General features: G+C 43.1%; 10 protein-coding genes. 9 read left to right on the top strand and 1 reads right to left on the bottom strand.

The window, feature by feature from the left end; translation table 11 throughout:
* The first annotated feature begins 5 nt into the window (after nucleotides 1-5).
* On the top strand, nucleotides 6-167 hold the full coding sequence (locus KTO63_RS18950) for a hypothetical protein (RefSeq protein WP_217793277.1): 162 nt from the start codon (nucleotides 6-8) through the stop codon (nucleotides 165-167).
* 18 nt (nucleotides 168-185) lie between these two features.
* On the opposite strand, the gene KTO63_RS18945 is transcribed toward KTO63_RS18950, so the two are convergent.
* Entirely contained in the window at nucleotides 186-365 is a 180-nt protein-coding gene (locus tag KTO63_RS18945) for a hypothetical protein (protein WP_217793274.1), read from the bottom strand.
* 105 nt (nucleotides 366-470) lie between these two features.
* Here KTO63_RS18945 and KTO63_RS18940 point away from each other — a divergent pair, with 105 nt between their 5' ends.
* The 8 genes from KTO63_RS18940 (at nucleotide 471) to KTO63_RS18905 (ending at nucleotide 11,482) form a co-directional block, all read left to right on the top strand.
* A complete protein-coding gene (locus KTO63_RS18940) occupies nucleotides 471-917 on the top strand; it encodes an SRPBCC family protein (RefSeq protein WP_217793272.1) in 447 nt (148 codons plus the stop codon).
* A 293-nt stretch (nucleotides 918-1,210) separates the two neighbouring features.
* On the top strand, nucleotides 1,211-1,804 hold the full coding sequence (locus KTO63_RS18935) for an RNA polymerase sigma-70 factor (protein ID WP_217793270.1): 594 nt from the start codon (nucleotides 1,211-1,213) through the stop codon (nucleotides 1,802-1,804).
* Between the two features lie 60 nt (nucleotides 1,805-1,864).
* Nucleotides 1,865-3,022: a FecR family protein gene (locus tag KTO63_RS18930; protein WP_217793268.1), complete on the top strand. Its 1,158-nt coding sequence runs from the start codon at nucleotides 1,865-1,867 to the stop codon at nucleotides 3,020-3,022.
* A 249-nt stretch (nucleotides 3,023-3,271) separates the two neighbouring features.
* Complete coding sequence (locus KTO63_RS18925; protein WP_217793266.1) at nucleotides 3,272-6,745, top strand: SusC/RagA family TonB-linked outer membrane protein; 3,474 nt, start codon at nucleotides 3,272-3,274, stop codon at nucleotides 6,743-6,745.
* 23 nt (nucleotides 6,746-6,768) lie between these two features.
* Nucleotides 6,769-8,241 (top strand): RagB/SusD family nutrient uptake outer membrane protein, encoded by a 1,473-nt coding sequence (locus tag KTO63_RS18920; protein ID WP_217793264.1) that lies wholly within the window; start codon nucleotides 6,769-6,771, stop codon nucleotides 8,239-8,241.
* A 21-nt stretch (nucleotides 8,242-8,262) separates the two neighbouring features.
* The gene (locus KTO63_RS18915) at nucleotides 8,263-9,348 is read left to right on the top strand and encodes a TlpA disulfide reductase family protein (RefSeq protein ID WP_217793262.1); all 1,086 of its coding nucleotides are present in this window, start codon (nucleotides 8,263-8,265) and stop codon (nucleotides 9,346-9,348) included.
* Between the two features lie 131 nt (nucleotides 9,349-9,479).
* A complete protein-coding gene (locus KTO63_RS18910; protein WP_217793260.1) occupies nucleotides 9,480-10,991 on the top strand; it encodes a hypothetical protein in 1,512 nt (503 codons plus the stop codon).
* Entirely contained in the window at nucleotides 10,991-11,482 is a 492-nt protein-coding gene (locus KTO63_RS18905) for a protein-disulfide reductase DsbD domain-containing protein (protein ID WP_217793259.1), read from the top strand. The genes KTO63_RS18910 and KTO63_RS18905 overlap by 1 nt, the downstream gene beginning before the upstream one ends.
* Nucleotides 11,483-11,565 lie beyond the last annotated feature (83 nt).

Genomic DNA, 11,565 nt, shown 5'->3' with positions numbered 1-11,565 from the left:
TCCACATGGGTGATGCGATCGCAAATTTTAAGACAGGTCCGGCCATTGTGCCGGATCTGTTTTTTATTGAAACACGTTACATGTCTAATAAATCTTCCCTTATTGCCAGGGCCAGCAATGTGGAAATATTATTCACTCCATATTTTGGCAACATGTTTTTGCGATGAGATTCTGCGTAGTAAAATCTACAGGTAATTTCTCTGCAATTTTTCCGCTATCGGAGCAGAAGGAAAACTACGCGGCAAGAAAAAATCCGTGTAAATCCGTTCAATCAGCGTCATCTGCGTGCTAATGACCTCCTCTCGTCGCAAACAACCCACTCTTTGTCTTATCTCGCCTCTTTCCAAATCAAATTTTACTGGCATCTTTGTTGTGTTGATTTCAACCAATAAACAATACAGTGGAGCAGCAACACTTTAAAAACGGGCGGAACCGAAAAGCCACACGAGTAGGAGCTAAAAAACTTTCTTATGCCAAACAGTGTTTCCCTGCACAGAGTACTTAAAGCTTCGCCGGAAAAAGTGTATCGTGCATTTACTGAAGCTCTTGCAATTGCATCATGGTTGCCACCATATGGATTTCTTTGTACCGTTCATGAAATGGATGTAAAAGTGGGTGGTTCTTTTAGAATGTCCTTCCTCAATTTTACAACAGGCAACGGCCATTCATTCGGTGGTGAGTATCTGGAAGTAAAGCCCAATGAATTTTTGAAATACACTGATAAATTTGATGATCCTAATTTGCCCGGAGAAATGATCACATCTGTTACGCTTCGTAAAGTGATCGTGGGCACAGAAATAAAAATTACACAGGAAGGAATACCAGACGTGATACCTGCTGAGATGTGCTATTTGGGCTGGCAGGAATCGTTGGATAAATTGATGAGATTGGTAGAGCCGGTGATTCCGGATGCTTGAGTAGGAGTTAGGAATTAGGAGTTAGGAGTTAGGAATTAAGAATTCGATGTCGGCGGGTTAATAATAGCTGGCAATCATTGTTTCTGTTTGACGAGGCTTCGACAAGCTCAGCCTGACACAGCGAAAGCGGGATGTCAGTCAAAGCTTGTCGGAGCCTTTTTGCTTATTAAACTTCACTGATTTGAGTAAAGGTTCAATTCCGTCATGTATGGTACACAGGAACAATTCTTAATTCCTAATTTCTAATTCTTAATTGACAAATCCCTATTTTAGCAAACGAACCAACCAAACTAATGCAAGAGGCTCTGATGCACAATGAACTTTTTGTCCGCCTGGCGGCAGAAGATGAACAGGCGTTTCGTCAGCTCTTCCATTATTATACACCGCGCTTACAGCCCTTTGTTTTCAGCATTGTAAAATCTGATGCCGTTGCCGAAGAAATTGTGCAGGATGTATTTCTAAGGCTCTGGACCAATCGCGAAAGCGTTGCCCGGAAAGACAATCCTTCCTCGTGGCTGTTTACTGTTGCATCGAATCTTTCCATTTCATATTTAAGGAAAAAGTCCATCGAAAGACGCTTCATTGAGAAAGTAAAAGAAGAAATGGTGGAACTACGGCAGCAAAACATGATTGAGGAGGAAATGTTTTTACGCGAAAATCAGGAACTTCTGAAACGAGCCATAGATACCCTTTCACCTCAACAAAAGCTTGCTTACACTTTAAGCCGTAATGAGGGTCTTGCCCATAAGGAAATTGCGGAACGACTTGGTATTTCTCCAAACACTGTAAAAAACCACATTGTAAACGCTGTTCACAGCATTACAGATTTCATTCGCAAGGCTACCAAAATTTTTTTTTCAATTCTACTAGTCGTATTTCTTCACTAGCGCGTCTGCTTAACGTAGGGGCGATCCCTTTGCTTAACGTAATTGCCTAAAAAAACCAAAATGGACGAGAACCGTATTAATTACCTCGTGCGTCAGTATGCCACTAACCAGGCGACAGATGACGAGATTGAACAACTTTTTGAATGGCTGAGACTGAATGAGAAAGACGAGGTGTTGCAAATGCAACTGGAAGAAATGGCCTCATCAACATCTCCCGATGCCTCGTATGACCCTATGTATTGGGAGCCTGTGATAAGCCAGATCTTGCGAACGGAACGCACGCCTGTCAGGTCGATTGGCAAGCGCTGGGTACGGTATGCAGCGGCTGTTATTTTGATCGTGGGAGTGGGTGGAACGGCATTTTTCCTGATCAACAAAAGCAAGACGGAAAAGCCTGTGGCAAGTAATGTAAAAACCAACAATGATCTGCCTCCGGGAAAGGATGGTGCAATTCTTACTTTGTCCGATGGTAGTAAAGTATTGCTTGATAGCATTGGCAATGGTGTATTGTCAACACAGGGAAGTGCGACCGTTAGCATTCATAATAGCAGCGTGATATATAAAGATGATGCCACAACGAATGATGCCGTATACAATACAATGAGTACGCCCAATGGAAGGCAGTACCAGCTTGTATTGCCCGATGGTAGCAAGGTGTGGCTCAATGCAGCATCTTCGATCACTTATCCCACAGCATTTAAGGGAAAGGAAAGAAATGTAACGATCACCGGTGAAGCCTATTTTGAAATTGCCAAAGACCATACCAAGCCTTTCCATGTAAAAGTAAATGACATGGACGTTCAGGTGCTGGGTACGCGTTTCAATATCAATTCCTATGGAGATGAATCGCAGATCAACACCACGTTGCTCGATGGTGGTGTAAAAGTTTCACGCAACCAGCAGGTTTGTGTGTTGAAACCCGGGCAGCAGGCTTCGATGGATAATAGTGAGCTTAAGGTTGTAAACAATGTGAACCTCGACCAGGTAATGGCCTGGAAAAACGGTTTGTTTGATTTTGAACACGCCGGTTTAAAATCGGTAGTGAGCCAGCTTGCACGCTGGTACGACCTGGATGTGAAATACGAAGGGACCATTTCCCAGAGAACATTCAGAGGAAAAATAACACGCGATCTCAGCCTGATGCAGGTGCTGGCTATTTTAAAAGATGTGGAAGTGAATTTTAAAGTAGAAGGAAGAACACTGGTTGTTACAAACTAGACTGGTAGCGAATTACAAGCCATAGAAAAATTGCTGACGAAAACAACTTATATGTAAATAAGAGCAAAAGTTTTATCCAGAAAAAACCGGAAATGGTGGAACATTTCCGGCGAAAAATCTGGCAATCAAATAGTCCTTACGAGACTGCTTATTAAATCACCAAATCAAACCAAAAGTATGCAAAAAACTGCTAACTGCATGCGGAGAGTCTGGTGGAGACACCGCTGCTTTACCAAAACTGTTCTCGTTATGAAGCTGACTTCTATTCTTATTCTTGCGACAGCTTTACATGTTTATGCAAATGGAGTGGCCCAGGAAAAAATTACACTTTCCGCTAAAAATGAATCTCTCGAAAAAATCTTTAGCGCTGTTGAAAAACAAACAGGGTACGTGTTTTTCTTCGATGAAGAAATTTTGAAGAACGCAAAACCCGTTTCAATCAAAGCAGAGAATTTGTCAATCGATAAGTTCCTCGATGCAATTCTCCTCAATCAATCATTGAGGTATAGTTTCCAAAACAAAACGATCATCATATCCCGCCAGGACCCGAACAGAGTGGTGTACACGCGCCCCGCCGTTTCGGCGGAGCCTCCCATTGAGGCAGCTGCCGCGTTCGATATTCGCGGAAGAATTGTAGGCGATAAGGGAGCGCCGCTGGCTAGTGCCTCAGTAAATTTGAAGCCACTGAACATTGGAACAAGTACCAATGAAAGCGGCGTATTTGTGTTTCCCAATGTACCTGCGGGAAACTATACACTGGAGATTTCAAGTGTTGGGTATTCAAAAATTACAAAGAAAGTAACCGTGTCGAATGAGCCGGTGAGCCTGAGTTTCATGATGGAACTGGTGCCGGTAGAAGAAAAAGAAATTGTTATTTCAACAGGATATAGTTCTAAGAAAACAGGTGAGATCACAGGTTCTGTGCAAAGGATTTCAGGAGATGAGCTGAGAAAGGGGCTCACAACATCTGACCCTACATCGCTTTTAAAAGGCCGTACGACGGGCATTTACATATCCGAACAAAATGCAGGAGACCCAACAAGTTCAGGTGGGCAAATATTTTTACGCGGCCAGAGTAGTATTGCCGGTGTGGGCGTTGACCAGGTGAATGAATTTGTAATGCCTGCGTTGAACTACGGTCCGCTTATCGTATTGGATGGCGTGATCATGCCCAACCAAAACTTAAAAGAGTTGGTAACTGCGCAGGAAATACAGGACATTACTGTGTTGAAAGATGCTGCGGCAACTGCTGTGTACGGTTCCAGGGCCGCAGCGGGTGTAATTGTTGTAACCACGAAAAGAGGGCGTGACGTAAAGCCCCGTTTAAGTGTTGAAGCAAAATATGGCTTCAATCAACCAAACCAGGGAACGATGAAGTTCATGAATGCGCAGGAGCTTTACGACTATCAAAAACAATATTACACAGCAGATTATGGTGTTAACCAGGCAAGTCTTTCTCCCCGGTATCCAACTGTGGAAGACTATCTCAAGTACAAGCTTCCAACACAGGAAGCTGTTGCGAATGGTTATGACTGGTCGAGGTTTACGTTTATGCCAAGCCGAACAATGGAAGCCAACCTGGCGGCCAGCGGCGGTAACGACAGAACAAAATATTATTTTGGCGGTACCTATTACAATGAGAAAGCAACAGGTGTGCAAAATAGTTTGATAAGAGGAACCTTCAGGATGAACCTCGATACACGTTTGACAGACAGGCTTTCACTGGGTGTTGCATTAAACGGCATTCTGAACAACGGCAAGCGCGACCCAGATGGAAATGTGACCACATATTATTCAATGATCCCATGGGCCAATCCTTATGATGCGAACGGCAACATCACCCAAACGCTCAACTACAAGTTGGATGGCGCAAACGTAGTTACAGACAATCCGCTGTTTAACAAGATGTACAATTTCTATACAATTCAATCGCAGTTGTTTTCCGGATCTGTAAGACTTGATTACCGCATTACTGACTGGTTAAGCATTTCCAGCACCAACTCGGGCAGCCTTAATTATTCCAAGAATCAAAAGTACGTCGACGTGAGGACCTACTCAGGTAGTGGAACATGGTATGCTCCACAAGGATTTTTGGGAACGAATACAAACAATCTTTCCAATTACCTGACCTCGAACCAATTGAACTTCCGAAAGAAATTTGGTGACCATGCCTTAAGAGCATTGGTGGCAATGGAATATGGACAAACCACCAACGATTACACTACAACCAATGTTAACCAGGTGAGAGCCGGCTACCCACAAATTTCTTTGGCAAGGCAAGTAGGTGCTGAATACGATTTTTCTATCTACGGCATCCCTCAAACAAAATCTGGCAACGTAGAAGGCGGTAAAGATGTAAAGGCATTGTTCTCTGCATTTGGCGAAGTGGGGTACACCTACAAAGACAAGTACACAGTCAGCGGTTCTGTTCGCTCCGACGCATCAAGTAGTTTCGGTGCAGACAACCGTTATGGAAACTTCTATTCCGGTGGAGCTGCTTGGATTGTGAGCAAGGAAAACTTCATGAGAAATGTAAGCTGGGTGGATAATCTCAAACTGCGCGGAAGCTACGGTACCACGGGCTCGCAGCTTGGTGACAACTTCCTTACGCAAACCTTATACGACCCTCGCACCTTATACAGCGGACAAGGAGGTGCAACCATATCTGTATTGGGTAATCCTAATTTGAAGTGGGAAGTAACCAAAATATTAAGTGGCGGTATTGACTTTACTATATTTAAGAAACTGGATGTAACAGTGGATGCCTACAACCGCCGTTCTGAGGACCTGCTGCAGAAAGTGACGTTACCTCCGACATATGGATTCCCAACGCAATGGCAAAACGTTGCGAGCGTTCAAAACCGCGGTATTGAAGTATTGATGAATGCGCGGATTATTAATCGTAAGAATTTTCAGTGGAGCGCTTCGTTCAACTTCAGCCATAACGTAAACAAAATTCTTAGCGTAGCAAATGATTCTCTTGCGCAAGGTTGGGGCTCTACCGGCTATTATCTTAACAAGGGAGATGACATCAATGCGTTAAAGGCCGTAAAGTATGCAGGTGTAGATCCACAAACAGGAAAGCCTCTTTTTGAAAAATTGATTTTTGATGGCAGCGGTTCCAAGACTGGTGTGGAGTATGTGAATACAGTTGCAGAAGCTGGCGCGGCGGTAGACAACAGGCAGAACCAGACAATGGGCTCATTTCAGCCGAAATATTATGGCGGGTTGACCAACTCATTTACATACAAACAATTCTCGTTAAATATTCTCATTACCTATGCTCTGAAATATGTGATGAGCGATGGGTTGGCCCAACAGAACCAGGGAACATCACCGGCAGATTTTAACCAGTTAAAATACAGAAACAATCAAACAGTTTGGACAACGCCGGGACAAACCAATGCCACTGAGCCATGGATATACTACCAGGCAAATACCTCTTACTATGGATCTGGTAAATATATTCATGATGCAAGCAATGCTTCCCTTCGCAGTGTGCGGTTAAGCTATGATTTACCTGCAGCTACGCTGAGTAAATTGAAGCTAAGCAACTGTACCTTCTATTTTAGTGGAGATAACCTTTACACCATTTACTCAAAATCAATTGTTGCTTCAAACCCTGAAGGTCCTTCAGTAGGAGAAGCGCAGGATTTTGGCCAGTCTTCTTTTCGTCTGGGTATTCCACGCAAATACAATTTTGGTATACAGTTAACTTTTTAGTTAAACGTCAAAAAACATTTAACATGAACAAGCTATTCGTCATCATATTTTTATCTCTGATCGTGGCATCCTGTAACAAACAGATAGACGCCATAAAACCCCTTACGAAGGTAAGCGCAGAAGGAGAATTGTCTTCTCTTGCGGGCATAATCGAAACAACTGTTGGTAATTATACTTTGCTTGCATCAAGTGGAAACTTCAAGCCATATGACCTGCCGGGGCTTAATATCTCTGAGGGCCGCGGTAATAACGTTACCCTTCAACAGTTTGGTCCCGTTTCAAAGGAAACCGATGCTTATTTCTTTCAAAACAGCCCTGCCGCTGCATCTGGCTACAGCTCTGACTTTTATCGCGGTTCGTTTCAAATCATCGTGAGCGTGAACACCACTTTAGAAGGTATGCAGGCATTTGAAACCGGCGGCTTCACTTCATTGACGGCCGCAGACAAAAACAAATTTCTTTACGCAAAAGGCGAAAACATTTTCCTGCGTGCGTTTACCTATTTCAACCTCATCAGGATCTATGGCAAACCATATTATCAAAATGCTGCAACCAGCTCTGGCGTACCAATCAAAAAGAGCAGCAGTATAAGTGATAATCCAGCACCCTCTACTGTAAAAGAAGTGTATGACTTCATTATAGCGGACCTGCAGCAAGCCGCGCAACTAATGAAAGCTCCTGTAACAAAAACAAACAGTTTTGCAAACACCGCAGCAGCATGGTCCCTGTTGTCGAGAGTTTATCTCTACATGGGTGGCACTACCACAAGCCCTGATAAAACTTTCAATGATGCTGCTGCGACTTACGCAGACAGCGTTATTGATCAAAGCAACGGCAAATATTCCCTGGCAACTGGCGCGGATTATATCAAAATGTTTGGAGACGATGAGTTTGGAGATCTGGGTAAATCATCTTTTGCCAGTAACCACGAAATTATTTGGGCATATGATAACGCGCAGGGTGGCAGCGAGATGGGGCAGGAGTTTCACTACGTTAATTATTACGGCAGTGATGTGGGGGCAACTTTTTTGCCATCGGCAAACTTCAAGTCCATCATTGCAGCGGGCGATGTGCGCGGTTCGTTTTTGAAGATGAACGATGCATCCGGCTACACAGAAACAACCAAATGGCTTTGCCTGAACATGGCATGGATTACTTATGCGCCAAACATATATTTCCGTTTGGGTGAAGTGTATCTCAACAGGGCAGAGGCATCAGCAAAGGCAGGTGATTTTACCCAGGCAAGAGCGGATCTTAAAAAAATACATACGCGTGCAGGGTTACCGGCATCTGATATTGATAACCTGTCAGACGCAGCTGTATTGGCAGCAGTGCTTAAGGAAAGGCGCATAGAGCTTGCGTTTGAGGGCCATTCGAGTTATGATTATTTCCGCAACGGTTTGCCCATGACAAGAACAGCAGCAGACAATAACGGACAGGCAATGACCATTCAGCCGGACGATCCTAAAGTCGTTTTTCCAATACCAAGTTTTTAAAAAATATCAATTCAATAATTTATGATAAAAGGAATAAAAGGCAAGTTGCTTATAACAATCGCAACATGTGCATCCATACAATCCGCTACAGCGCAAAGCACAACGGTGAATGGTAACCTGAAAGGTTTAAAAGCCGAAAATATCCAATTCGCATACGCTGATGGTTCAACACGCAAGACAGACACTGTAAAAGTGGTTGACGGAAAGTTTGTGTGGAAAACAAATATTGCCGAGCCTACACAAGTGTATCTTTTTTTGCCAAACAGGGCGTATCCGTTTTTTGCGGACAAAGGAAAAATATCAATTACAGGCATTGGTGATTCTGTAGATTCTTACAAGATCACCGGCTCTAAAATGCAGGACGAAGCGAATGCTTTCGAAGCGTCCATCAAAGATCTTAGCGATCAGGAAAGTCCGTTATATCAGAAGTATGGACATGTAAGCGAAGAAGAACAAGCTGCTCTGGAAACAAAATTGAAAGACATAAAGACTCAAAAGAATGAGAGAGCGGCGAAATACATTGCTGCACACCCAGGCAGCTATTACAGCATGTATCTTGTTTCCTCCAGAGCATCATACGGCATGGATTACAGTGAGGTGAAAAAACTATACGATCAGCTTAGTGCAAAAGCCATTGCAACTGCAAGTGGTAAAATGCTTACTGAGCGAATGGACATTTTGAAAAGAAGTGCCATCGGCAGTGAAGTGATCGATTTTACACAAGCTGACACAAGTGGCGTGCCTGTTCATTTTTCTGCATTTAAAGGTAAATATGTGCTGATTGATTTTTGGGCGAGCTGGTGCGGACCATGCAGAGCAGAAAATCCAAATGTGCTCAAGGCATACGATAAATACAAAGACAAGAATTTCACAGTAGTAGGCGTGTCACTCGATGACAAATCGGCCAACTGGAAGAAAGCAGTGATTGCCGATAAAATGCCATGGACACAGGTTTCCGACCTTAAGGGTTGGAAAAATGAACTCTCCACTTACTATGGAATACAAGGCATACCGAGCAATCTTCTAGTTGATCCTTCCGGAAAAATAATTGCAAAAGATGTGCGCGGAGCAATGCTACAGCAAAAGCTTGACCAGGTTTTGAATTAACAGCAGAGGCTTCGACAAGCTCAGCCTGACAGCGTGAGCGGATTGTCAGACAGAGCTTGTTGAAGCCTTGTTAAGCATCAAAACTGATGACATAACTAAATGGGTGTAACACTTTAAACACAGAAAATAAAATGAAACATAGAATCATAAAATTGATTTTGGCTGTTGCTGTCATTTGCTTGGGCGGACAACTTTCCGCTCAAACAGTTGCAAAGGCCAAAATGAAGGTCCTGTTTGTAGGCTATGATCCATCTAAGCAAATGCCCGAATCTAAGCGCTCTTATCCCGGCATGATGAGCAAAGAACTTTTTGCAAAAGAATACCCGGTTCGGATGCCTGCGTTCAAAGCATTGCTGAGCCAGTATTTCACAGAAGTGGCAACAATAGATTGCAGAGATTGGAAGCCTTCTGATTCTGATCCTTATGATGTTACCATTTTTGATTTTAAAACAAAAGAATTAGAACCTACGAGACAAGACACCGATGCCAATGGTAGAACAACCAAGTATGTGTCGGCGAGATATCTTCCGGATAATTTTTCGAAGCCCGTTGTTTTTATTGCGAGTACAGCGAATGAAATGGGCGATAGAATTGGTTTGAAACTTGACTGGTTGTGTTTATGCCTCGATGCAGATGCACACCACATGAACTTGCAACATCCCATTTTCAAAGGGCCGATTAACAAAGTTTCTCCAACAATGGTGATGAAGAACACACCCGATGGTATTTTTCATTATTCATCCGGAGATACTATGCCTAAGCAATTACCCATGTGGAGAGTAGATAAAACAGGGTATCTGGATGGCGAATGCAGGATCGGCCTTGTGTCACGCGGAAGCAGGTTTACAGAAGGGCCCGATGCTGAAGTGATTTCAAGCGGCGTGTGTCAGAAAGATGTTACTGCAGTGGCCTTGGGCAGGCATGGTAATTTCTTTTTGTGGGGATTTGGTTCTTCTCCGGCTGACATGACGGACGAAGCACAGAAAGTATTTGTAAATGTTGTAGCGTACATGAAACAGTTTGACGGTAAAATGGCAATTACAAAAAAGTATAACCAAACCATGGCGACGACTGACCAGGTGAGAGAAATACCGAAAGAACTGACGAGAGCAAAGTATGATGATTACGTTGCAATGATCAAAGATTTCAACACGCAAAACGCGAAGCGAAAAAAAGAACTAGACGAGAAAAAAGCAGCAGGTAAAACATTAACATCATCTGAAGAGGAATCGTTGATGTATATCGGCAGAGAGGAAGCAATTTCAACATGGGAAGAGTTTACAACACGCATCATGGGAAAATATGCTGCAACGTTTGGAAACGATGTAACGGGATTTCAAAAATACATCAATGACAACCTCGACTATGTGTATTGTGATGCTGCGGCTTTTTACGACTATACCATTGACTCTTCTGTTCAAAAGATTGGCGTTTCCAATCACAGCATCAAACTACTTGATACTTGTGTTAAAATGATGGAAGATAACAACGATCCGGCTCTTGCTTTGAGCGTATTGAAAAAATACACCGCAGAAAATTTCACCACTGCAAAAGAGTGGAAGAAATGGATTGCAAAAAACAGAAGCAAATTATATTTCTCGGAAACGAACGGATACAGATTCATGATCAATACGTATAACTGATGAAAACGATTCTTATAGCATTGTTGCTTCCGGTATTGTTTGCCAATGCGCAAAGTGGTTTCGATAAAAAAATAGCGGACGCCGCAAAGCAATTGAAATGCGATATGCCGAGTCAGCAGCAGCCTGTAACATTGAATGCGCAAATAGTAAACAGCGATGATAGCATTGCCGTTATTGTAAAAGTTGCAATCGCACCGGGATGGCACATCTATTCTTATGTGCCGGATAATATGCCTTACATACCTATAGATCACATTTTGCAATTGCCTGACAATGTACACGCAGTGGGCAAATGGCAAGCAACAGAGCCAACGACTACCGTAAATGACCCCGGTGTGTTGATCTACGAGACCGAAGCAGTGTTCATTCAAAAGGCGGTAAAAGCTGCAAGTGCGAAAACGGGCAAGATCAATGCGGGTCTGTATTACCAAACCTGCAATCTTCGCCAGTGTTTGCAGCCAGTGGAGAAAAGTTTTGAGTTAAGTTTTTAATACAATGATGAATGGTGAGCTATAAACGATGAATAGGGTTAAGATTGTCGGCATCTTCATCGGTTCATCATTCATCATTCTTC

It is taken from the genome of Pinibacter aurantiacus, assembly GCF_019130065.1.
GTDB classification, from domain to species: Bacteria; Bacteroidota; Bacteroidia; order Chitinophagales; family Chitinophagaceae; genus Pinibacter; species Pinibacter aurantiacus.
Note: the sequence above shows the minus strand (reverse complement) of the source record. Positions and strands in the feature narration are given on the sequence as shown.

What these genes read in the sequence shown, in the direction of transcription:
- KTO63_RS18950 (WP_217793277.1), top strand. Translation starts at nt 6, where the DNA reads ATGGGTGATGCGATCGCAAATTTTAAGACAGGTCCGGCCATTGTGCCG.
- KTO63_RS18945 (WP_217793274.1), bottom strand. Translation starts at nt 365, where the DNA reads ATGCCAGTAAAATTTGATTTGGAAAGAGGCGAGATAAGACAAAGAGTG.
- KTO63_RS18940 (WP_217793272.1), top strand. Translation starts at nt 471, where the DNA reads ATGCCAAACAGTGTTTCCCTGCACAGAGTACTTAAAGCTTCGCCGGAA.
- KTO63_RS18935 (WP_217793270.1), top strand. Translation starts at nt 1,211, where the DNA reads ATGCAAGAGGCTCTGATGCACAATGAACTTTTTGTCCGCCTGGCGGCA.
- KTO63_RS18930 (WP_217793268.1), top strand. Translation starts at nt 1,865, where the DNA reads ATGGACGAGAACCGTATTAATTACCTCGTGCGTCAGTATGCCACTAAC.
- KTO63_RS18925 (WP_217793266.1), top strand. Translation starts at nt 3,272, where the DNA reads ATGAAGCTGACTTCTATTCTTATTCTTGCGACAGCTTTACATGTTTAT.
- KTO63_RS18920 (WP_217793264.1), top strand. Translation starts at nt 6,769, where the DNA reads ATGAACAAGCTATTCGTCATCATATTTTTATCTCTGATCGTGGCATCC.
- KTO63_RS18915 (WP_217793262.1), top strand. Translation starts at nt 8,263, where the DNA reads ATGATAAAAGGAATAAAAGGCAAGTTGCTTATAACAATCGCAACATGT.
- KTO63_RS18910 (WP_217793260.1), top strand. Translation starts at nt 9,480, where the DNA reads ATGAAACATAGAATCATAAAATTGATTTTGGCTGTTGCTGTCATTTGC.
- KTO63_RS18905 (WP_217793259.1), top strand. Translation starts at nt 10,991, where the DNA reads ATGAAAACGATTCTTATAGCATTGTTGCTTCCGGTATTGTTTGCCAAT.